Origin of the sequence: Stenotrophomonas forensis (assembly GCF_028752115.1) — a bacterium.
GTDB lineage: Bacteria > Pseudomonadota > Gammaproteobacteria > Xanthomonadales > Xanthomonadaceae > Stenotrophomonas > Stenotrophomonas forensis.
Genome location: NZ_CP082270.1, coordinates 225,490 through 247,744 on the forward strand (window position 1 = coordinate 225,490; position 22,255 = coordinate 247,744).

Genomic DNA, 22,255 nt, shown 5'->3' on the forward strand with positions numbered 1-22,255 from the left:
CGCACGGCACTGTCACCGGCCGGAAGTCACTGCCCGATGGTCATCCAACCGGCCATACCGGCTTTCCCACCGGCTGCCCACCAGCTATCCACAGGTTTGTCCCTAGCCAGTTTCATCACTGTCATGTGAAGCTGTCATTGTTCCGTTTTCGCGGTGCGTTGTACCACCGCGATGACGCCTTTCGGGCTTGACTGCGCAGCCCGTTCCGGCAGGTCTGAAGCGTCCCGATGAGGCGCTGATGGCACGATCCTTGCGGCGCAAGGGATTGCCGAATTTCACTACATTTGGCGTTGACGGCCCCCATTACCCCCACTATCTTGTGGCCGTCGGTCGCAGCAACCCCAATTCCAGGGGGTGGCAGCAGCACCCATCCGCGATCGTCAACGGCAGTGGCAGGCGCAGGGTCTCATTCCCTGCGACGCCGTCCTGCCATCCTGGGCTGTCATGTCCCGGGCTGCGTCACCCGATGCATCGAGCACCCCCAATCACGCCAAGAGGACACACGCCGTGAGCACCGAATCCAGCGCCACCATCGAGAAGGAAAGCGAATTCCTGTTGACGTCGCCGCCGACGGCCAACGCGATGAGTGTGACCAAGCGCAACGGGACCACCGAACTGGTGGATCTGAACAAGATCGTGCGCGCGGTGCAGCGTTCCTCCGAAGGCCTGCACGCCGTCGATCCGATGCGCGTGGCCACCCGCACCATTTCCGGCCTGTACAACGGCGCCACCACCCGCGAGCTGGACGAACTGTCCATCCGCACCGCCGCCCTGCTGATCGGTGAAGAGCCCGAGTACGGCCGCCTGGCCGCGCGCCTGCTGGCCAACTACATCGCCAAGGAAGTCTCGGGCCAGGAAATCTACGCCTTCTCGCAGTCGGTCAGCCGTGGCCATGAAGTCGGCCTGATCAACGACCGCCTGCTGAACTTCGTGCAGACCAACGCACGCAAGCTCAACGACGCCATCGACGGCGCGCTGGACCTGAACTTCGATTACTTCGGCCTGCGTACCCTGTACGACCGCTACCTGCTGCGTCACCCGCACACCCGCAAGGTGATCGAGACCCCGCAGCAGTTCTTCCTGCGCATCGCCAGTGCGCTGAGCGAGGACGTGTCCGAGACCCTGGCGCTGTACAAGCGCATGGGCAACCTGGACTACCTGCCGTCCAGCCCGACCCTGTTCAACTCCGGCACCACCCACGAGCAGCTGTCCTCGTGCTTCCTGCTGGACTCGCCGCAGGACTCGCTGGAGTCGATCTATTCCAAGTACGGCGACATCGCCCAGCTGTCGAAGTTCTCCGGTGGCATCGGCGTCAGCTACACCCGCGTGCGTTCGCGTGGTTCGCTGATCAAGTCGACCAACGGCCACTCCAACGGCATCGTGCCGTGGCTGAAGACCATGGATTCGTCGGTGGCCGCGGTGAACCAGGGCGGCAAGCGCAAGGGCGCGGCCTGCGTGTACCTGGAAACCTGGCACGCCGACGTCGAGGACTTCCTCGAGCTGCGTGACAACACCGGTGACGAAGCCCGCCGTGCGCACAACCTGAACCTGGCCAACTGGGTGCCGGACCTGTTCATGAAGCGCGTCGAGGCCGACCAGGAATGGTCGCTGTTCGATCCGCGCGTGGTGCCGGAGTTCACCGACCTGTTCGGCGAAGCCTTCGAAGCGGCCTACCTGCAGGCCGAAGCGCAGGGCAAGGCCAACCGCACCATCTCCGCGCGCAAGCTGTACGCCCGCATGATGCGTACGCTGGCCGAGACCGGCAACGGCTGGATGACCTTCAAGGACAAGTGCAACCGCGCCAGCAACCAGACCCTGCGTCCGGGCAACGTGATCCACCTGTCCAACCTGTGCACCGAAATCCTGGAAGTCACTTCCAACGATGAGACCGCCGTGTGCAACCTGGGTTCGATCAACCTGGGCAACCACTTCGACGAGCACAACGAGTTCGACTTCGAGAAGCTGGCCGAGACCGTGCGCCTGGCCGTGCGCCAGCTCGACCGCGTCATCGACCTGAACTTCTACCCGATCGAAACCGCCCGCCGCGCCAACCTGCGCTGGCGTCCGGTCGGCCTGGGCTGCATGGGCCTGCAGGACGTGTTCTTCCGCAAGCGCCTGCCGTTCGACAGCGCCGAAGCCCGCGCCCTGTCTAAGAAGATCGCCGAAGCGATCTACTTCCACGCGCTGGAAACCTCCTGCGAGCTGGCCCAGGAACGTGGCAAGCACCCGTCGTTCAACGACACCCGTGCCGCCAGCGGCGAACTGCAGTTCGACGCCTGGAACGTGGTGCCGGAAGACACCGCACGCTGGGATGCCCTGCGTGAGCGCATCAAGGAACACGGCCTGCGCAACTCGCTGATGATCGCGATCGCGCCGACCGCGACCATTGCCTCGATCGCCGGCTGCTACGAGTGCGTCGAGCCGCAGGTGTCCAACCTGTTCAAGCGCGAAACCCTGTCCGGTGACTTCCTGCAGGTCAACCGCTACCTGGTGAACGAGCTGAAGAAGCTGGGCCTGTGGACCGCCGACATGCGCGATGCCATTAAGCTGGCCGAAGGCTCCATCGCCGGCGTGGCGCAGATTCCGGAAACGCTGCGCGAGGTCTACCGCACTGCGTGGGAACTGCCGATGCGTTCGCTGATCGACATGGCCGCCGAGCGTGGCGCCTTCATCGACCAGTCGGCCTCGCTCAACCTGTTCATGGAAAGCCCGAACATCGGCGCGATGTCCTCCATGTACATGTACGCCTGGAAGCAGGGCATCAAGACCACCTACTACCTGCGTTCGCGCCCGGCCACCAAGATCGCCAAGACCACGGTGAGCAGCGCGGCCCCGGCCAAGGTGTTCAGCCCGGACGAAGCCATCGCCTGCTCGCTGGAAAACCCGGAAGCCTGCGAGGCCTGCCAATAAAAGCGGCCGTGCCGGCCTTTGGCCGGCACACCCCTTTGTAGAGTCGAGCCATGCTCGACTGCAGAAAACACCAAGGTAGCGCCGGGCCATGCCCGGCGTTTTGACCCGAGAAGACAAGGAAACACCCATGGCCGACAAGCCCAAGCAGATGCTGCTCGATCCCGGTTTTGAACTGACCCTGCGCCCGATGCGCTACCCGCAGTTCTATGACATGTACCGGAACGCGATCAAGAACACCTGGACGGTGGAAGAGATCAACTTCCAGATCGACATCACCGACCTGCACAGCAAGATGTCGCCGGGTGAGCGCCACCTGATCCACCGCCTGGTCGCGTTCTTCGCCACCGGCGATTCGATCGTGTCCAACAACCTGGTGCTGAACCTGTACCAGCACCTCAATGCGCCGGAAGCGCGCATGTACCTGTCGCGCCAGCTGTATGAAGAAGCGCTGCACGTGCAGTTCTACCTGACCCTGCTCGACAACTACCTGCCGGACCCGGAAGAGCGCGTCAAAGCCTTCGCCGCGGTGGAGAACATCGACTCGATCAAGAAGAAGGCCGATTTCTGCTTCAAGTGGATCGATTCGATCCAGGACCTGAAGCGCATCGAGACCCGCGCCGAGCGCCGCCAGTTCCTGCTCAACCAGATCTGCTTCGCTGCGTGCATCGAAGGCCTGTTCTTCTTCGCCGCCTTCGCCTACGTGTACTACTTCCGTTCGCGCGGCCTGCTGCCGGGCCTGGCCTCGGGCACCAACTGGGTGTTCCGCGACGAGAGCGCGCACATGGAATTCGCGTTCGAGTCGGTGCGCGTGGTGCGCGAGGAAGAGCCGGACCTGTTCGACGATGAAATGAAGCAGCAGGTCTATGACATGCTGGCCGAAGCCATCGAGTGCGAAGTGCAGTTCGCCGAGGACGTGCTGTCCGGCGGCGTGGCCGGCATTTCGACCCGCGACATGCGCCAGTACCTGCAGCACTGCGCCGACCAGCACTTCGCCAAGCTGGGCATGGAAAAGAAGTACAACGTGCGCAACCCGCTGCCGTTCATGGAACTGCAGGACGTGCAGGAGCTGACCAACTTCTTCGAACGCCGCGTCTCGGCCTACCAGGTCGGCGTGCAGGGCGAAGTCGCCTTCGACATGAACTTCTGATCGAACCGGTCAGGCCTGTCGCAACCAAAAGCCCCGGCCAACGCCGGGGTTTTTTGTGGTCGTTACGCTCGCCGCTCTTCGTAGAGTCGAGCTTGCTCGACTGCTGTTCGCTAGGATCAGTCGAGCAAGCTCGACTCTACATTCAGCGCCGCCCTTCCACCGCCATACGCACCGCCAGCCCCGCCAGCACCGTGCCCATCAGCCAGCGCTGCACCGCCTGCCAGGTCGGGCGCGCGGCCAGGAAGCCGGCGATGCTGCCGGCCATCACCGCGATCACCGCGTTGACGCTGACGCTGACCGCGATCTGGGTGAAGCCCAGCACCAGTGACTGCACCAGCACGCTGCCATGCCCTTCCGGGTGCAGGAACTGCGGCAGCAGGGACAGGTACATCACCGCGATCTTCGGGTTCAGCAGGTTGGTCAGAAAGCCCATCGCGAACAGCCTGCGTGGGCCGTCCGGCGGCAGGTCGCGCACCGCGAATGGCGAGCGGCCGCCCGGCTTGAGCGCCTGCCAGGCCAGGTACAGCAGGTACAGCGCGCCCCCGATGCGCAGCGCGTCATAGGCCAGCGGCACGGTCATCAGCAGGGCGGTGATGCCCAGCGCTGCGCACAGCATGTAGAACACGAAACCCAGCGCCACCCCGCCCAGCGAGATCAGGCCGGCGCGTCGACCCTGGCAGATCGAGCGCGAGACCAGGTAGATCATGTTCGGGCCGGGCGTGAGCACCATGCCCAGCGAGATGAGGGCGAAGGCCAGCAGATCGGAGGTCGCAGGCATGGGCGGTCCTGGCAGGGGGCGTGGCGCAGTGTAGCGCCGCCTGCACGGGGCCTGGCTTAAAATCGCGGCACCCCACAGCGAAGCACCGCCATGACCCCGATCCCCGAGACCGTGCCGCCCACCGAAGTGCGCATGGCCGAAATCGTCTTCCCCAACCACACCAACCATCTGGGCACCCTGTTCGGTGGCCAGGCGCTGGCGTGGATGGACAAGGCCGCCTTCCTGGCCGCCGCCCGCTACTCGCGCCGCACCGTGGTGACCGCGCGCAGCGACCAGGTCGATTTCAAGCTGCCGATCCGCATCGGCCAGATGGTGGAGACCATCGGCCGCATCGTCGAAGTCGGCCGCAGCTCGATGAAGGTCGAGGTCGAACTGGTGGCCGAAGACCTGCACAGCGGCGAGCGCAAGCTGTGCACGCGCGGCCACTTCGTGATGATCGCGCTGGACGAGGAAGGCCACCCGATCGCGGTGCCGCCGCTGCCGGTGGCCTGAGCCTGCCGGCTGAACCGGCGCTTGCGGGGGCGCGTGCGCGCCCCCATCTAGCAGCCATGACCCCGCCGCTGACCGACTTCATCGACCGCGCCCAGCGCCTGTTCGTGCTGACCGGCGCCGGTTGCAGCACCGCCTCGGGCATTCCCGATTACCGCGATAGCGACGGCCAGTGGAAGCGCACGCCGCCGGTGACCTACCAGGCCTTCATGGACGAGGCGGCCACCCGCCAGCGCTACTGGGCACGCAGCCTGCTGGGCTGGCCGCGCTTCGGCCTGGCCCGGCCCAATGGCACCCACCAGGCACTGGCCGCGCTGGAAAGCCGCGGCAAGCTGCAGGTGCTGCTGACCCAGAACGTGGATGGCCTGCACCAGCGCGCCGGCAGCCAGAACGTGATCGACCTGCACGGACGGCTGGATCTGGTGCGCTGCATGGGCTGCGAGCGCCGCAGCGCCCGCGAGGAGTTCCAGCAGCGCCTGCGCGAGGCCAACCCCGGCTGGGATGCGCTGGAGGCCGGCATCGCACCCGATGGCGACGCCGACCTGGAAACGGATTTCTCCGCGTTCGTGGTGCCGGAGTGCCCGCACTGTGGCGGCCTGCTGAAGCCGGACGTGGTGTTCTTCGGCGAAAACGTGCCGCGCGAGCGCGTGGCTGCCGTGCACGAGCACCTGCAGCAGGCCGATGCGGTGCTGGTGGTGGGCTCGTCGCTGATGGTCTATTCCGGCTTCCGCTTCGTGCAGGCTGCGGCCAGGGCGGGGTTGCCGGTGGCGGCGCTGAACCGTGGCCGCACCCGCGCCGACGACCTGCTGCAGTTCAAGGACGAGCGCGATTGCGCCGAGGCGCTGGCGGCCGTTATCGAACTACCGCCTGGGTAGAGTCGACTGTCGCGCGCAGCGCGGGCCTTTCGATGGCGATTGGAAAGGCAGTCGACTGACAGTCGACTCTACCGACCTCCGCCACCGCGAAACAGCGATCCATCCAGACGGTTGATTCGCAGGCCGTGCGGCGGTGCAATACGTCCCCCCCCATCCGCCTGTCCCCCCGCACCCCCGTGACCCAGCTGTTTTCGCCGATCTCGTTCGGCCCCCTGACCCTGTCCAACCGCATCGTGATCGCGCCGATGTGCCAGTACTCCGCCGAAGATGGCCGCGCCAGCGACTGGCACGCCATGCACCTGGGCAACCTGGCGCAGTCCGGCGCCGGCCTGCTGATCCTGGAAGCCACCGCGGTCGAGCCGCGCGGTCGCATCAGCTGGGCCGACCTGGGCCTGTGGGATGACGGCACCGAGGCGGCGCTGGCGCAGGTGCTGACCAGCGTCCGCCGCTGGTCGCCGATGCCGCTGGGCATCCAGCTGGGCCATGCCGGCCGCAAGGCCTCGGTGAGGCGACCGTGGGACGGCGGTGGTCAGCTGCCGGCCGACGATGCACGTGGCTGGGCCACGGTGGCGCCGTCGCCGCTGCCGTTCCACGCCGCCGATCCGGCACCGCAGGAACTGGACGAGGCCGGCATCGCCGAGGTCATCGCCGCCTTTGCTGCCAGCGCGGTGCGCGCCGAGCGCCTCGGTTTCGAGCTGATCGAACTGCACGCCGCACACGGCTACCTGCTGCACCAGTTCCTGTCGCCGCTGAGCAACCGCCGCACCGATGGCTACGGCGGCTCGCTGCCGAACCGCCTGCGGCTGCTGGTGGAAGTATTCGACGCGGTGCGTGCGGCGGTCTCCGACAAGGTCGCCGTAGGCGTGCGCATCTCCGCCAGCGACTGGGTCGACGGCGGCTGGGACCTGGTGCAGAGCGAGGCGCTGGCGCAGGTGATGGACGCGCGTGGCTGCAACTTCCTGCACGTCTCCAGCGGCGGCCTCGACGAACGCCAGAAGATCACCGTCGGCCCGGGTTACCAGGTGCCGTTCGCAGCCGCTATCAAGGCCAAGGTGCGCATGCCGGTCATCGCGGTAGGCATGATCACCGAGCCCGAGCAGGCCGAATCGATCCTGCGCCATCGCCACGCCGATGCGGTGGCACTGGCGCGCGGCATCCTGTACGACCCGCGTTGGCCGTGGCATGCCGCCGCCGCGCTGCGCGACAGCGTGGAACCGGCACCGCAGTACCTGCGCTGCGAGCCGCGTGATGCGCGCGGCGTATTCAAGGCACGCTGAGGTTCACACCCGCCAGGCCGGCGCCATGCCGGCCTGCAGGTGCTCGAACAGCGCGCGGATCTTGGCGGTGAAGTCGCGGCGGTCGCTGACGCAGAAATAGACCTCCATCGGTTCCGGCCGCCACGCGCTGTCGGCGCCGAACACGGCCTGCAGGCGGCCGTCGCGCAGGTACGGCTCGGCCACGAACGCCGCCAGCCGGGTGATGCCTGCACCCGCGGCAGCCAGCTCGGCCAGCGCATCGATGTCATCGCAGACCATGCTCGGCGGCAACGCCGCGTCCACGCGCTGGCCGTCTTTCAGCAGGCCCCAGCGCAGCGGCCGGCCGTCGGTGGGGAAGCGATGCAGCAGCCCGCGATGGCTGCCCAGTTCCGAGGGTTGCTGCGGCGTGCCGTGTGCCTTCAGGTAGGCCGGCGCGGCGCAGAACACGAACGGCACGCGCGCCAGCTGCCGCGCGACCACGCCATCTTCCAGCTGCGCACCGATGCGGATGCTGGCATCCACCGCTTCCGGCCCATGCTGCACGGCGCGGTCACTCAGGCGCAGTTCCAGCTGCAGTTGCGGGTAGCGTTGCTGCAGCGAGGGCAGCAACGGCGCAAGTACGTGGCGGCCGAACGCGCTGCTGCTGGCGATGCGCAGGGGCCCGGCCGGTTCGATGTCACCGGCGGTGACCATCGCCTGCGCGCGCGCCAGGTCGGCTTCGATATGGCGTACCTGCGCCAGGTACAGCGCGCCGGCCTCGCTGAGCGCCAGCTGGCGCGTGCTTCGGTTCAGCAGCCGTACGCCCAGATGCGCCTCCAGCCGGTTGATGTTCTGGCCGACGGCGGTGGCGCTGATGCCAAGCGTGCGGGCCGCAGCGGCAATGCTGCCGGTCTCTGCGGTGCGGGTGAAGCTGCGGATCAGTTGCAACAGGTTCATGACCGACCAGCTTGCCATGCGGAAGCCCAAGTATCGCTTGGGACTGAACCAAGCCGTTCGGTTGCAACGGTGACCATCGATCCGTCGGGCCGGGCGCTGCCCTACACTCGGGCGATGCGCCCCGATTCCATCCTCACTCTGTCCTGCCCCGACCGTACCGGCATCGTCTACCGCGTGTCCGGCCTGTTGTTCGACCACGGCTGCAACATCCTCGACGCCCAGCAGTTCGGCGATGAGGAAAGCGGCCGCTTCTTCCTGCGCGTGCACTTCGACCGCGACGCCAGCCTGCCGCTGGACACCGTGCATGCCGCGATGGCCGCGTTGGCCGCCGACTACGGCATGGACTGGCAGCTGCACGATGGCCGTCGCCGCGCGCGCCTGCTGGTGCTGGTCAGCAAGCAGGGGCACTGCCTCAACGATCTGCTGTTCCGCGCCCACAGCGGGCAGTTGAAAGTGGATATCGCCGCGGTGGCGTCCAACCACGCCGACTTCGCGCCGCTGGCCGCGTCCTACCAGGTACCGTTCCACCACCTGCCGGTGAACGCGGACACGCGTGCAGTGCAGGAACAGCAGATCATCGATCTGGTCGAGCGCGAACGCATCGACCTGGTGGTGCTGGCGCGCTACATGCAGATTCTCTCGCCCACGCTGTGCCGCGCCCTGGCTGGCCGCGCGATCAACATCCACCACAGCTTCCTGCCCAGCTTCAAGGGTGCGCAGCCGTATCACCAGGCGCACGCGCGCGGGGTCAAGATCATCGGCGCCACCGCGCACTACGTCACCGAGGATCTGGACGAAGGCCCGATCATCGAACAGGACGTCGCGCGCGTGGACCATGCCATGGCACCGCGCGAGCTGGTGCGGCTGGGCAGTGATACCGAATCGCTGGTATTGGCGCGTGCCGTGCGCCGGCATGTCGAGCACCGCATCCTGCTCAACGGGCATCGCACGGTGGTGTTCCGGTAACCAACCATCCCGCGTCCACCGGGCATGGCCCGGCGCTACCTCGGGTGCTATCCGGTAGTGCCGGCCGCTGGCCGGCAACTGCAGGGATTCCGGGATTGCCGGCCAGCGGCCGGCACTACCGTTGTCGGTCAGGCGACCGCGATCCCGGCCTTGCCCAGCGCCTCGCGCACCATCGCGTCGTTGGCCTCGGTCACCGGCTTGGTCAACTCCCACAGGAACTTCACCTTGAAGCCGGACTTCACCGCATCCTGCGCGCTCCACAGCACGCAGTAGTCGCGGGCCAGGCCGCACACGTGCACTTCGCGGATGCGGCGCTCGTGCAGCCAGCCGGCCAGGCCGGTTGGCGGTCGTTCGCCGTCAGGGCCGTGGTTCTCGCGGAAGGCGCTGTACGAATCCACCTGTTGCCGCGTGCCCTTGCGCAGGATCAGGTCAGCTACCGACCAGTCCACACCCGGGTGCAGGGCGGCACCGGCGCTGCCCTGCACGCAGTGGTCAGGCCACAGGGTCTGCGGCTGTGCGTGCAGCAGGATGGTCTCGAACGGGCGCTTGCCGGGATGCTGGCTGGCGAACGAGGCGTGGTCGGCCGGGTGCCAGTCCTGGGTGGCCACCACCGTGCGGTAGTGGCGCTGCGCCAGCAGCGCGGCAATCGGTGCCACCAGCGCATCGCCCTGCTCGCAGGCCAGCGCGCCACCCGGCATGAAGTCCGGCTGCAGGTCGATCACCAGCAGGGCGACATCGGTGGGCAGGGCGGTCATGGCAGGTCCGGCACAACGGAAGGGGCGACCAGCGTGGCCGCCCCTTGCCCACACGTCAATCGCCCTGCGGCGTCTCAGCGTCCTGCCCGTAGTACAGCAGGCCGATCTTGATCCGCTCGCGGCCGTTCTCGCGGCGGTGGCGGTTGGCATCGCGCAGCGAGTACACGCAGCCGCAGTATTCCTGCTGGTAGAACTGCTCGCGCTTGCTGATCTCGATCATGCGGCTGGCACCGCCGCCCTTGCGCCAGTTGTAATCCCAGTACTGCAGGCCTTCATAGCGCGAGGCGGCGCGGATGCCGCAGTCGTTGATCTGCGCCATGTTCTTCCAGCGCGAGATGCCCAGCGACGAACTGATGGTGTCGTAGCCATGTTCATGCGCGTACAGCGCGGTGCGCTCGAAACGCATGTCGAAGCACATCGTGCAGCGGATGCCGCGCTCGGGCTCGTTCTCCATGCCGCGCGCGCGGCTGAACCAGTTGTCGGTGTCGTAGTCGCAGTCGATGAAGGGGATGTCGTGCTGCTCGGCGAAGCGGATGTTCTCCTGCTTGCGCAGCTCGTATTCCTTCACCGGATGGATGTTGGGGTTGTAGAAGAAGATCGCGTAGTCGATCCCGGAGGCGGTGATCGCCTCCATCACTTCGCCGGAGCAGGGCGCGCAGCACGAGTGCAGCAGCAGGCGCTTGCCGTCGGCCGGCAGGGTCAGGGTGGGGCGTTGGAGCTCGGTCATCGTCAGGTACCGCATGGACCGCCGGCAACGGCGGTGGCCCATGCATCAGCGCGTGGGAAGCGGATCTGGGCAGCTACCGGGGAAAGGACGCGCGCGGCCGCGCCGCCTGCACGCGCAGGACAACGACGGCCCCGGCACCCTCCCCGCGGAGAGTCCAGGTCGAGTCAGGGGACGGTCGTGTCCCCCGGCCGGGGCCGGTATTCGGGCTGATGGACACGGGCCGCAGCCCACCTACTACCCGCCGCTTCCCAGGCGCGAGCCCAGTGCTGTTGGCAGGATTCGTTTCCATTCACCGCTGCGGGGCAGCTCCGGAATGGGCGCGCCAGGCGCCTTCACCGGATTCCCGTTTAAATCCCTGCCGCCATACAGGCCACGGCAGGGATACCTTCGGCGTGTGCACGGTGGACCCGTTGGCCGCGATGGTCAAGGGCCCAGGGCCGTGCAGTGCTGTGGCCCACTTCTCAGGCTGTGAGAGCGCCTCTTGCCATACTGGACACCGGCAGACGGGAGGTGGTTCGTGGCGGACAAGTACTGCGATCTGGTCATGAAGGGCGGTATCACCAGCGGCATCGTGTACCCCAATGCGGTACTGGCGCTGGCCCGCGAGTATCGGTTCAAGAGCATTGGCGGCACCTCGGCCGGCGCCATCGCCGCCGCGGTGGCGGCCGCGGCGGCGTGTGGCGACCGCCGCCAGCAGGCGGGCGAACACCTGCCCGGCGACGCCGGTTATGGCGGGCTGTCGGCAGTGTCGGCCCAGCTGTCGCGGCGCGGCTTCATCTACAGCCTGTTCCAGCCGGCGCGGGGGGCACGCGCGGCCTACCGGCTGCTGGTGGTGCTGACCGGCAGCGCCCGCCTGCCGCACAAGCTGCTGTGCCTGGCGGTGGCCGTATTCGAGATCGCGCCGCTGGAGGTGCTGGTGTCGCTGGCGCTGCTGCTCGGCCTGGGCTGGTGGGGCGGCGGCTGGAGCGGGGTGGCGGCCACCCTGCTGCCGTCGCTGCTGTGTGCCTACGGGGCCGGCGTGGCCGGTGCCGCGCTGCGGGTGGCGCGGGTGGCACGGCGCAACCTGCTGGGCCTGTGCAGCGGACTCGGCCGCGATGCGCGCAAGCCCGCCCTCACCGAGTGGCTGCACGCGTGCCTGCAGCAGCTGTCGGGCAAGCCGCTGGATGCTCCGTTGACCTTCGCCGATCTGCACGACGCGCCGCGCTACCCCGGCGAGCCGGCCAGCCCGCATGCGATCAGCCTGCAGATGATCACCACCTGCGTGTCGCACAACGAGCCACGCACGCTGCCGCTGGGCGGCGCGCAGTTCTGGTTCCTGCGCGAGGAGTTCGAGCAGCTGTTCCCGGCCAGCGTGGTGCAGTGGCTGGTACAGCAGGCCGGCCCGCCGCTGGAGGTGGAGGGGCGCCAGTACTACCACCTGCCGCAGGGCCCGCAGCTGCCGGTGCTGGTGGCCACGCGGATGAGCCTGAGTTTCCCGCTGCTGATCAGCGCGGTACCGCTGCATGAGCCCTCGCGCCGCGAACGCCGCTGCGAACCGACCGCACCGGCGGCCGATGCGGAGCACAACGTGGCCGACAGCATGGAAGGGCTCACCAGCGCCGGGCAGACCTGCGGTCCGGTCATCACCGCCTTCCGCATCTGCTGGTTCTCCGATGGCGGCATCAGCAGCAACTTCCCGATCCACCTGTTCGATGCGGCGTTGCCACGCTGGCCGACCTTCGCCATCAACCTGGTCTATCCGCAGCATGCCGAGGATGTGAGCCATGGCAGCAGCGGCCGCCAGGCGCTGGAGCATGCGGTGTTCCTGCCCACCGAGAACCGCCACGGCTGGCAGCGCACCTACCAGTCGATCGCCACGCCGCTGGCGGCGGCCGAACTGGGCCGCTTCCTGTTCGCGGTGGTGGCAACCATGCAGAACTGGCGCGACCTGCTGCAGGCGCGCGCACCGGGCTACCGCGATCGCATCGTGCACGTCAGCCTGCAGGGCGACGAGGGTGGCATGAACCTGGACATGCCGCAGGAGGTGCTCACCCGCATCGCCGACAAGGGCAGCCTGGCCGGTGCACGCTTCTGTTCGTTCTCGTTCGACAACCACTACTGGATCCGCTGGCGCAACCTAGCCTCGGCCTACCAGCGCTACACGCTGGAAGTGGCGCGCACCGATGACCCGGCGCAGCAGGTGGTGGCCTACCGCGCGGCCTATTCGATGGTCGCCAGTGGCCAGCCGGCACCGCCGTCGTACAAGCTGGGCTCGGAAGACAAGCGGCAGGCTTCGCAGCAGCTGTGGGGCTTGATGGTGGAACAGGGCCGCAGCTGGGACGACCTCGGCCCCGACCTTACCGACGGCGCACCGCGCCCGCTGCCACAGATGAAGGTGACGCCGATCTATTGATCTCCGCCGCAGCCGATTGAACGGTTCTGGTGGGTGCCGACCTTGGTCGGCACGATCTGGCCCCTGCGGTGCCTCAACGCCACGCCTCCACCACCGCATCACCCTGCAACGGCGCATACAACGGCAGCGCCAGTTCCTGCTTCACCCATCCCGGATTGAGCGTACGCAGGCCAGCCAGGTATTCGCGGGCGAGCGCGGTGTCGCCCTGGCGCATGGCCAGCCGTGCGGCACGCGCCCAGGTGCGGTCCCAGCCGTGCGCCAGTGACAACGCGGTGGCCAGCGCCGCACGTGCAGCGGCCACATCGCCCTTTTCCCAGCGTTGCTCGGCACGGATGATGGCGTCGTTGGACAGTCGCATGTCGTACAGCTCGCGGAGCCTTGCCACGGCGCGCGGATCGGCATCCACGCGCAGATCGGTGTCCTGCCAGTCACCGCCGGGCGTGCGTACCAGCAGCGCCGCCGACCACTGCCCGCTGCGCTGACCGCCCGCGGCCTGACCGGCTTCCAGCGCCGCCAGCAGGCGCGCTGCCAACGCACCGCGTGATTCTTCGAAGCTGCGTTGCATGGCCGCCAGCACCTCGGGCCCGGCCAAGCCATTGCCCTGAACACTCAGCATGCCCTCACCCTGCGCGCCAGCCCACGCTGCCTGCTGCGCGGTGGCGCCCGTGTACTGGGCATTGCCACCACGCGCGCTGACCAGTCCCACCTGGCGCTCGGCAAGCGTGGTGCCATCGAAATCGCCGTCTTCATTCAGCAGCTGCTTGAGCACCTGCGCAGGCGTGCGGCCCTTGCCGAGCAGCGTCAGGCCCTTTGAGCCGTAGGTTGGATTGGTCTCGAACTGGCTGGCAACGGCCCCCACCCTGGCCTGCGCCCACGGCACGCCCACGCCACCGACTGCCAGATTGTGCGTAGCCACCGCCACGCCGCAGTCACCGGCCTCGTTGCAGGCCACGATGGAAAAGGTCGCCCATGCCGGCGCAGCAAAGGCAGCGAGCAGCAGAGCCACACAGGAACGCAACAGGGGCATGGTCATCTCCAGGGATGGGCATCCCGATTGGGATGCAGCCTACGCACGAATGGTTTAGTAGATCCACGCCATGCGTGGATCTACCGTGTCGACCAAGGTCGACACCCACCAGGAGCAGGTCATGCCATCCAGACAGATCGCAGAGAACTGTCGAAGGCGGGGTGGGTCCGGTGGCGGGGGTGTCCGCGGCATGGATGCCGCGGCCAAGCCCCCAAGGACGGGTTTACGGCGTCCCCCGCCACCGGACCCACCCCGCCATCCCACGGAATGCAAGCTTTTGCCGTTGCAGTTGCTTCGGCCTCGGCCTCGGCAGGTGCAGGGCGCAGCCCTGCCGAATAACCCTACCTTCCCGGCAACTGCGCGAACGCGCGCTGCATGCAGTCCTCGCGCGGGCACACCCGGCACCCCGGGCCGATCGACACCGAGTTGCCCGGGCTCTGCACATCCAGCCCCAGCGAATACACCAGCCGCTCGGCATGCTGCAGGTCGCAGCCCAGCGCCACCGCGAACGTCTTGCGCGGCTGGCCATGGCCCACCGGCCCGCTGCTGACCTGGCGTGCCAGCCAGAAATGGCGCCGGCCATCGGGCATGCGCGCGGTCTGGGTGAGGATGCGCCCCGGCTGGTTGAACGCCTCGTAGACGATCCACAGCGGGCAGGAACCGCCCACCTGAGAGAAATGGAAATCGGTAGCCGAATGCCGCTTGGACACATTGCCCGCACGGTCCACCCGGATGAAGAAGAACGGCAAGCCGGGCGCACTGCGCCGCGCCAGCGTGCTCAAGCGATGGCACACCGCCTCGAAGCCTACGCCGAACTGGTGCGCCAGCAGTTCGATGTCGTAGCTGCTGGCCTCGGCCGCACGCAGGAAGCGCATGTACGGCATCACCAGCGCACCGGCGAAGTAATTCGACAAACCAATCCGCGCCTGCGCGATGCGCGCTTCGTCGTGGAAGCCCGCGCGCGCGATCACCGCATCGATCTGCGGCAGGTAACCGTGCAGTGCCAGCTCGGCGGCCATCTGGAACGCCTGCTGCCCCGGCTCCAGGTAATCCGGCAGCCACAACCGGCGCGCCCCGGCATCGAACTGGCGCTTCTCGCGCCCGGCCTGCAACGCGGCCACTTCCACCAGCACGCCGTGGCGATCGGCCAGCAGCTGGCGCAGGCGCGGCGCCACGTGCCCGGGTGACAGCCCCCACTCGGCGAACAGCCGCTCGGCCAGTTCGTCCAGCTCGGGGATGTGGTTGTGCATGCGGTTGAAGAACTCGCGCACCTGGTCGCCGGCGGGCAGGGTGCTGCCGGCCTCGGGCTCGCCCAGCTGGAACTCCAGCGCGGCGGCATGCTCGCGCAGGGCCAGGTGGCGGCGGTGCAGGTCCAGCAGCGCGCGGCTGACCTGCGGCAGGTTGCCGGCCAGGGCCCGCAGCTCGGTCGCGCTCACCTCGGCCAGGCCCAGGTCGCGCAGGGTTTCGCCCAGCGCTTCCTGCAGCGCGGCGGGCTCATCGTCGTCGAACAGCGCGGAAACGTCGCCCAGTACCTCGCCCAGCTTTTTCTGTACGGCCGGGGTCAGCGGGCGCTTGTTGCGCTCGATCTGGTTCAGGTAGCTGGCCGACAGCCCCAGCGCCCGTGCCAGGTCTACCTGGCTGTAGCCGCGCTGTTCACGCAGGCGCAGCAGGCGCAGGCCGAGTTGTCGCTGAGGGGCTGAATAATTCACAGAATTAACATGAATCGTCTGGCGTGTTGGCCAGATTAAGCGGATTCAGCCCGGAAATCGAGGTGGGTGCTGTGAATAATGCCAAGCATCTTTCGCACCCCGTGGGATTGTCGTCATGACTGTTGCAGCGCCCCGTATCCGCATGCTGATCGATGGCCAGTTCGTTGAATCGGCCACCTCCCACTGGCAGGACGTGATCAATCCGGCCACCCAGGACGTGCTGGCCCAGGTGCCGTTCGCCACCACCGGTGAAGTGGACGCGGCCGTGGCCGCCGCCAAGGAAGCCTTCAAGACCTGGCGCAAGACCCCGATCGGCACCCGCGCGCGCATCTTCCTGAAGTACCAGCAGCTGATCCGCGAGAACATGAGCGAGCTGGCCCACATCCTCACCGCCGAACAGGGCAAGACCCTGCCCGACGCCGAAGGCGATGTGTTCCGTGGCCTGGAAGTGGTCGAGCATGCCGCTGCCATCGGCAACCTGCAGCTGGGCGAACTGGCCAACAACGTGGCCAATGGCGTGGACACCTACACGATCATGCAGCCGCTGGGCGTGTGCGCCGGCATCACCCCGTTCAACTTCCCGGCGATGATCCCGCTGTGGATGTTCCCGATGGCGATTGCAACGGGCAACACCTTCATCCTCAAGCCGTCCGAGCAGGACCCGATGGTGACCATGCGCCTGGTCGAGCTTGCGCTGGAAGCGGGCATTCCGAAGGGCGTGCTGAACGTCGTCCACGGCGGCGAGGAAGTGGTCAACGCGATCTGCGACCACCCGGACATCAAGGCCGTGTCGTTCGTCGGTTCCACCCGCGTCGGCACCCACGTCTACAACCGCGCCTCGCTGGCCGGCAAGCGCGTGCAGTGCATGATGGGCGCCAAGAACCACGCCGTGGTGCTGCCGGACGCCAACAAGGAACAGACCCTCAATGCGATGGTCGGCGCCGCCTTCGGTGCCGCCGGCCAGCGTTGCATGGCCGCCTCCACCCTGGTGCTGGTCGGTGAGGCCCGCGGCTGGGTGCAGGATCTGGTCACCAAGGCCCAGACCCTGAAGGTCAGCGGCGGCACCGTGTCCGGCACCGATGTCGGCCCGGTCATTTCCTGCAGCGCCCGCGAGCGCGTGGAAGGCCTGATCGCCTCGGGCGTGGAGCAGGGCGCCAAGCTGGTGCTCGACGGCCGCAACCCGCAGGTGGATGGCTTCGAGAAGGGCAACTTCGTCGGCCCGACCATCTTTGCCGGTGTCACCACCGACATGCGCATCTACCAGGAAGAAATCTTCGGGCCGGTGCTGGTCATCCTCGAAGCGGAAACGCTGGAAGAGGCCATCGCCATGGTCAACAGCAACCCGAACGGCAACGGCACCGCCCTGTTCACCCAGTCCGGCGCCGCCGCGCGCAGGTTCCAGGAAGACATCGACGTCGGCCAGGTCGGCATCAACGTGCCGATCCCGGTGCCGGTGCCGCTGTTCTCGTTCACTGGTTCGCGCGCCTCCAAGCTGGGCGACCTGGGCCCGTACGGCAAGCAGGTGGTGCTGTTCTACACCCAGACCAAGACGGTCACCGCGCGCTGGTTCGATGACGAAACGCTGAGCCATGGCGTCAACACCACGATCAGCCTGAAGTAACCGCAGGAGCAGCCATGAGCCACTCGATGACGACGGAACTGGAAGAAGCGCAGCAGGCGTACCGCGAGGCGGCGCGCGACTTCGCACAGGCCGAACTGGCGCCGCACGCCGCGCGATGGGATGCGGAGGGCATCTTTCCGCGCGAGGCGATCGCCAAGGCCGGTGAACTGGGCTTCTGCGGTCTGTACATGGACCCGGAAGTGGGCGGCAGCGGCCTGAGCCGCCTGGACGCCGCCGTCGTCATCGAGGAGCTCGCCAACGTCGATCCGTCGACCGCGGCGTACATCAGCATCCACAACATGGCCTCGTGGATGGTGTCCAAGTGGGGCCAGCCGGCACTGCGCGATGCGTGGGGCCCGGATCTGGCCGCCGGCCTCAAGCTGGCCTCCTACTGCCTGACCGAACCGGGTGCCGGTTCCGATGCGGCCTCGCTGAAGACCACCGCCGTGCGCGATGGCGACCACTTCGTGCTGAACGGCTCCAAGGCCTTCATCTCCGGCGCCGGTGCCACCGAGCTGCTGGTGGTGATGGCGCGTACCGGCGGTGCCGGTGCCGGTGGTGTCAGTGCGATTGCGGTGCCGGCCGACCTGCCGGGCGTCAGCTTCGGCCGCAAGGAAGAGAAGATGGGCTGGAACAGCCAGCCCACCCGTGGCATCACCTTCGAAAACGTCCGCGTGCCGGTCAGCCACCTTCTGGGAGAGGAAGGCGGCGGCTTCAAGCTGGCGATGAAGGGGCTGGACGGCGGCCGCATCAACATCGCCGCCTGCTCGCTGGGCGCTGCGCAGGGCGCGCTGGATGCCGCACGCCGCTACATGGGCGAGCGCCGCCAGTTCGGCAAGGCGCTGGCCGAGTTCCAGGCGCTGCAGTTCAAGCTGGCCGACATGGCCATCGAACTGGTCGCCGCACGGCAGATGGTGCACACCGCCGCGCGCAAGCTCGATGCCGGTGCCGGCGATGCCAACGTGTGGTGCGCGATGGCCAAGCGTTTCGCCACCGATGCCGGTTTCAACGTCTGCAACGAAGCGCTGCAGATCCACGGTGGCTACGGCTACATCCGCGAATACCCGATCGAGCGCCTGCTGCGTGACTGCCGCGTGCACCAGATCCTGGAAGGCACCAACGAGATCATGCGGGTGATCGTTGCCCGTCACCTGCTCAACACCGAAGAGGAACTGCGATGAAGGATTGGCGTACCCAGGAGCACGTGGGCCTGAAGGTCGAGGTGGATGGCCACACCGCCGTGGTCACCCTGCACAACCCGCCCGCGCATACCTGGACCGTACACAGCCTGTCGGCGCTGCGCGACCTGGTGGGCGCGCTCAACGCGGACCGCGAGATCTACGCGCTGGTGATCACCGGTGACGGCGAGAAGTTCTTCTCCGCCGGCGCCGACCTCAACCAGTTCGCCTCGGGCGACAAGGCCGCCGCTCGCGAAGCCGCACGCCGTTTCGGTGAAGCCTTCGAAGCGCTGTCCGGGTTCCGTGGCGTGTCGATCGCCGCGATCAACGGCTACGCCATGGGTGGCGGCCTGGAATGCGCGCTGGCCTGCGACCTGCGCATCATCGAAGAGCACGCCCAGGTCGCGCTGCCGGAGGCCACCGTCGGCCTGCTGCCATGCGCCGGTGGCACCCAGAACCTGCCGCGCCTGGTCGGCGAGGGCTGGGCCAAGCGCATGATCCTGCTGGGCGAGCGCATCAACGCCGAGACCGCACTGCGCATTGGCCTGGCCGAAGAAAGGGTCGGCAAGGGCGAGGCCAAGGCGCTGGCGCTGGAGTGGGCGAACAAGGCCGGCAAGCAGAGCCCGACCAGCATCGCCGCCTGCAAGACCCTGGTGCAGTCCACCCGCAGCGGCACCCATGCCTCGGCACTGGTGGCCGAGCGCGAAGCCTTCGTCGACCTGTTCGACACCGCCGACCAGGTCGAGGGCGTGACCGCGTTCCTGGAAAAGCGCGCCGCGCAGTGGAAGAACGCATGAGCACCGACACCGTTGCCGATGAAGCACCGGTGCTGTTCGAAGAGCGCGTGGCCGGCAACGGCACGCGCATCGGCATCGCCACGCTCAATGCGCCGCGTACGCTCAACGGTTTCTCGCTGCCGATGGCGCACCTGCTGCTGAAGCAGCTCAATGCCTGGGCCGACGACGACGGCATCGCCGTGGTGGTGCTGCAGGGCGCTGGCGAAAAGGCGTTCTGTGCCGGCGGTGACCTGCACAGCCTGTACAAGAGCATGGTCGCCTTCCGCGACGCTGGCCGCCGCGACATCCGCGAGAACGACTACGCCGCCGAGTTCTTCGACGTCGAGTACCGCGTCGACTACCTCATCCACACCTACGCCAAGCCGATCCTGTGCTGGGGCCATGGCATCGTGATGGGCGGCGGCATCGGCCTGATGTCCGGCGCCAGCCACCGCGTGGTCAGCGAGCGCTCCAAGCTGGCGTTCCCGGAAATCACCGTGGGCCTGTTCCCCGATGTGGGTGGCAGCTGGCTGCTGCCGCGCGTACCGGGCAAGGGTGGCCTGTTCCTGGCCCTGACCGGCGCGCTGCTGAATCCGGGCGATGCCATCTACGCCGGCCTGGCCGACGTGCACGTGGCCGAAGAACGCCGCAGCGCGGTGTTCGATGCGCTGCTGCAGGTGGCCTGGTCGGGCGATGCCGCGCACAACCACGAGCGCCTGAGCCAGCTGCTGCAATCGCATGCCAGCGACGCCGTTACCGGCCCGCTGCTGGCCCACGCGGCGCAGGTCGACGCGCTGTGCGAAGGCGATGACCTGTCCGCCATCATTGACCGGATCAGCAGCCTGCAGACCGACGATGCGTGGTTGCAGGCGGCACAGAAGACCCTCGCCGCCGGTGCACCCGGTTCGGCGCGGTTGGCGTTCGAACTGCAGCGGCGCAGCGCCGGCCAGGACCTGGCCAGCGTCTACCGGCTGGAATACATCACCGCGCTGCATTGCGCCGCCCACGGCGATTTTGCCGAAGGCATCCGCGCCCTGCTGATCGACAAGGACCGCAACCCGCAGTGGAAACCGGCCGCGCTGGCCGAAGCCACCACCACGTGGGCCGACACTTTCTTCGCTTCCCCCTGGGCCGATGCCGCGCATCCGCTGGCCGACCTGGGTACTCCCCTTGCTGAAAGGAGCCTTGCATGAGCCGCATTGCATTCATCGGGTTGGGCAACATGGGTGGCCCGATGGCCGCCAATCTGGTCAAGAACGGCCACAGCGTGCGCGTGTTCGATCTGGTCCCGGCCGCGGTGCAGGCCGCTGTCGATGCCGGCGCCAGCGCCGCGTCCACCGCGCGTGACACCCTGGCCGATGCCGAGGTGGTGATCTCGATGCTGCCGGCCAGCCGTCACGTCGAAGGCGTGTACCTGGGCGACGACGGCATCCTCGCCGCCATCCCGGCCGGTGCGCTGGTCATCGACTGCAGCACCATTGCCCCGGCCAGTGCCCGCAAGGTGTCTGAAGCCGCTGCCGCGCGTGGCCTGCAGATGATCGACGCGCCGGTGTCCGGCGGTACCGCCGGTGCCCAGGCCGGCACCCTGACCTTCATCGTCGGCGGCGAAGAGGACGCGCTGGAACGCGCGCGCCCGGTGCTGCAGGCGATGGGGAAGAACATCTTCCACGTTGGCGCCAGCGGTGCCGGCCAGGTCGCCAAGCTGTGCAACAACATGGCGCTGGGCGTGATCATGGCGGTCACCGGCGAAGCCATCGCCCTCGGCGTGGCGCATGGGCTGGACCCGAAGGTGCTGTCGCAGATGATGGCGGTCAGCACCGGCCGCAGCTGGGCCACCGAAGTGTGCAACCCGTGGCCGGGCGTGCTGGAAAATGCGCCGGCCTCGCGTGGCTACAGCGGCGGCTTCGGCAGCGACCTGATGCTGAAGGACATGGGCCTGGCGGTGGAAGCGGCGATGAGCGTCGGCGCCTCGATCCCGCTGGGCGAAGTGGCCCGCAACCTGTACTCGATGAATCACCAGGCCGGCCGCGGCAAGCTGGATTTCTCCAGCGTCGTGCAGCTCATTACGAGCGAGAAGTGACCTGATAGTGCCGGCCGCTGGCCGGCAACCTCATGCCCCCTAGGGGACAACGAAGGTGGGATGGGCGGATGCCCGGTTTCGACCGGCATCCGCCCATTTTTTTTCCTTGGCGTGGCTGGTGCCGGCCGCTTGCCGGCATCACCGCATCAGGCAACGATCAGCGTCACGTCGATGTTGCCGCGGGTGGCGTTGGAGTACGGGCAGACGATGTGCGCCTTCTGCACCAGTTCTTCCACCTGCTCGCGCGGCACGCCCGGCACGTTGATGGTCAGCTCGGCTTCGATGCCGAAACCGGTCGGGATCTGGCCGATGCCCACCTTGCCGGTGACGGTGGTGTCGGCCGGCAGCGCGACCTTGGCCTGGCCGGCCACGAACTTCAGCGCGCCCAGGAAGCAGGCCGAATAGCCGGCCGCGAACAGCTGCTCCGGGTTGGTGCCGGGGCCGCCGGCGCCGCCCAGCTCGCGCGGGGTCGACAGCTGGATGTCCAGCACGTTGTCGGAGGAGACGGAACGGCCTTCGCGGCCGCCGGTGGAGGTGGCCTGGGCGGTGTACAGAACCTTTTCGATGGACATCGGGATGCTCCTGGTCGGTGGGTGGTGTTGCGTTGGAGCCTACTTTGCCCGGTTTCCAAGG

General features: G+C 67.6%; 19 protein-coding genes and 1 riboswitch. Of the genes, 12 read left to right on the plus strand and 7 right to left on the minus strand.

Annotated features, from left to right (window positions below):
- Positions 1 to 507: 507 nt before the first annotated feature.
- Positions 508 to 2,910 (plus strand): ribonucleoside-diphosphate reductase subunit alpha, encoded by a 2,403-nt coding sequence (locus K5L94_RS01045; RefSeq protein ID WP_004153680.1) that lies wholly within the window; start codon positions 508 to 510, stop codon positions 2,908 to 2,910.
- A 127-nt stretch (positions 2,911 to 3,037) separates the two neighbouring features.
- On the plus strand, positions 3,038 to 4,057 hold the full coding sequence (locus K5L94_RS01050; RefSeq protein ID WP_008264781.1) for a ribonucleotide-diphosphate reductase subunit beta: 1,020 nt from the start codon (positions 3,038 to 3,040) through the stop codon (positions 4,055 to 4,057).
- Positions 4,058 to 4,199: 142 nt separating this feature from the next.
- On the opposite strand, the gene K5L94_RS01055 is transcribed toward K5L94_RS01050, so the two are convergent.
- Positions 4,200 to 4,835, minus strand: coding sequence for a LysE family translocator (locus tag K5L94_RS01055; RefSeq protein WP_053448509.1), 636 nt, complete (start codon positions 4,833 to 4,835; stop codon positions 4,200 to 4,202).
- A 90-nt stretch (positions 4,836 to 4,925) separates the two neighbouring features.
- On the opposite strand from K5L94_RS01055, the gene K5L94_RS01060 reads away from it, so the two are divergent.
- The 3 genes from K5L94_RS01060 to K5L94_RS01070 all read left to right on the plus strand — a co-directional run bounded on the left by K5L94_RS01060 (position 4,926) and on the right by K5L94_RS01070 (position 7,476).
- On the plus strand, positions 4,926 to 5,327 hold the full coding sequence (locus tag K5L94_RS01060) for an acyl-CoA thioesterase (RefSeq protein WP_049435481.1): 402 nt from the start codon (positions 4,926 to 4,928) through the stop codon (positions 5,325 to 5,327).
- Positions 5,328 to 5,383: 56 nt separating this feature from the next.
- Complete coding sequence (locus tag K5L94_RS01065) at positions 5,384 to 6,199, plus strand: NAD-dependent protein deacetylase (RefSeq protein WP_274511705.1); 816 nt, start codon at positions 5,384 to 5,386, stop codon at positions 6,197 to 6,199.
- A gap of 176 nt (positions 6,200 to 6,375) precedes the next feature.
- Positions 6,376 to 7,476: an NADH:flavin oxidoreductase/NADH oxidase gene (locus K5L94_RS01070; protein WP_080374856.1), complete on the plus strand. Its 1,101-nt coding sequence runs from the start codon at positions 6,376 to 6,378 to the stop codon at positions 7,474 to 7,476.
- A gap of 3 nt (positions 7,477 to 7,479) precedes the next feature.
- Here K5L94_RS01070 and K5L94_RS01075 read toward each other — a convergent pair whose 3' ends face one another.
- Positions 7,480 to 8,391: a LysR family transcriptional regulator gene (locus K5L94_RS01075; protein ID WP_274511709.1), complete on the minus strand. Its 912-nt coding sequence runs from the start codon at positions 8,389 to 8,391 to the stop codon at positions 7,480 to 7,482.
- 114 nt (positions 8,392 to 8,505) lie between these two features.
- Between K5L94_RS01075 and purU the strand changes: the two genes are divergently transcribed.
- On the plus strand, positions 8,506 to 9,357 hold the full coding sequence (gene purU / locus K5L94_RS01080) for a formyltetrahydrofolate deformylase (protein WP_008265630.1): 852 nt from the start codon (positions 8,506 to 8,508) through the stop codon (positions 9,355 to 9,357).
- A 128-nt stretch (positions 9,358 to 9,485) separates the two neighbouring features.
- Here purU and pncA read toward each other — a convergent pair whose 3' ends face one another.
- A complete protein-coding gene (gene pncA, locus K5L94_RS01085; protein WP_180878690.1) occupies positions 9,486 to 10,112 on the minus strand; it encodes a bifunctional nicotinamidase/pyrazinamidase in 627 nt (208 codons plus the stop codon).
- 55 nt (positions 10,113 to 10,167) lie between these two features.
- Positions 10,168 to 10,854, minus strand: coding sequence for an epoxyqueuosine reductase QueH (locus tag K5L94_RS01090; protein WP_080357239.1), 687 nt, complete (start codon positions 10,852 to 10,854; stop codon positions 10,168 to 10,170).
- A gap of 160 nt (positions 10,855 to 11,014) precedes the next feature.
- A riboswitch (cobalamin riboswitch) is annotated at positions 11,015 to 11,229 on the minus strand.
- A gap of 127 nt (positions 11,230 to 11,356) precedes the next feature.
- Here K5L94_RS01090 and K5L94_RS01095 point away from each other — a divergent pair.
- A complete protein-coding gene (locus K5L94_RS01095; protein WP_274511714.1) occupies positions 11,357 to 13,231 on the plus strand; it encodes a patatin-like phospholipase family protein in 1,875 nt (624 codons plus the stop codon).
- Between the two features lie 73 nt (positions 13,232 to 13,304).
- Here the strand turns inward: K5L94_RS01095 and K5L94_RS01100 are convergent, their stop codons facing one another.
- Together K5L94_RS01100 and K5L94_RS01105 are read right to left on the minus strand one after the other, a co-directional pair.
- Positions 13,305 to 14,258: a DUF1028 domain-containing protein gene (locus tag K5L94_RS01100; RefSeq protein WP_164240633.1), complete on the minus strand. Its 954-nt coding sequence runs from the start codon at positions 14,256 to 14,258 to the stop codon at positions 13,305 to 13,307.
- A gap of 341 nt (positions 14,259 to 14,599) precedes the next feature.
- Positions 14,600 to 15,967, minus strand: a complete 1,368-nt coding sequence (locus tag K5L94_RS01105; protein ID WP_053448515.1) for a helix-turn-helix domain-containing protein — start codon at positions 15,965 to 15,967, stop codon at positions 14,600 to 14,602.
- Between the two features lie 115 nt (positions 15,968 to 16,082).
- Here K5L94_RS01105 and K5L94_RS01110 point away from each other — a divergent pair, with 115 nt between their 5' ends.
- From K5L94_RS01110 to mmsB, 5 genes are read left to right on the plus strand one after another with little or no spacing between them, the layout of a single operon-like run.
- Positions 16,083 to 17,588 carry a CoA-acylating methylmalonate-semialdehyde dehydrogenase gene (locus tag K5L94_RS01110; protein WP_164086474.1) on the plus strand — a complete coding sequence of 502 codons (1,506 nt, stop codon included), beginning with the start codon at positions 16,083 to 16,085 and terminating at the stop codon, positions 17,586 to 17,588.
- A 26-nt stretch (positions 17,589 to 17,614) separates the two neighbouring features.
- Entirely contained in the window at positions 17,615 to 18,769 is a 1,155-nt protein-coding gene (locus tag K5L94_RS01115; RefSeq protein ID WP_462364147.1) for an acyl-CoA dehydrogenase family protein, read from the plus strand.
- Positions 18,766 to 19,563: an enoyl-CoA hydratase gene (locus K5L94_RS01120; protein ID WP_274511719.1), complete on the plus strand. Its 798-nt coding sequence runs from the start codon at positions 18,766 to 18,768 to the stop codon at positions 19,561 to 19,563. Before K5L94_RS01115 ends, K5L94_RS01120 begins: the two co-directional genes overlap by 4 nt.
- Positions 19,560 to 20,735, plus strand: coding sequence for an enoyl-CoA hydratase/isomerase family protein (locus K5L94_RS01125; RefSeq protein ID WP_274511721.1), 1,176 nt, complete (start codon positions 19,560 to 19,562; stop codon positions 20,733 to 20,735). The genes K5L94_RS01120 and K5L94_RS01125 overlap by 4 nt, the downstream gene beginning before the upstream one ends.
- Positions 20,732 to 21,622, plus strand: a complete 891-nt coding sequence (gene mmsB, locus K5L94_RS01130; RefSeq protein ID WP_004153728.1) for a 3-hydroxyisobutyrate dehydrogenase — start codon at positions 20,732 to 20,734, stop codon at positions 21,620 to 21,622. Before K5L94_RS01125 ends, mmsB begins: the two co-directional genes overlap by 4 nt.
- 146 nt (positions 21,623 to 21,768) lie before the next feature.
- Here the strand turns inward: mmsB and K5L94_RS01135 are convergent, their stop codons facing one another.
- Positions 21,769 to 22,194 carry an organic hydroperoxide resistance protein gene (locus tag K5L94_RS01135; RefSeq protein WP_004153735.1) on the minus strand — a complete coding sequence of 142 codons (426 nt, stop codon included), beginning with the start codon at positions 22,192 to 22,194 and terminating at the stop codon, positions 21,769 to 21,771.
- Positions 22,195 to 22,255: the final 61 nt, after the last annotated feature.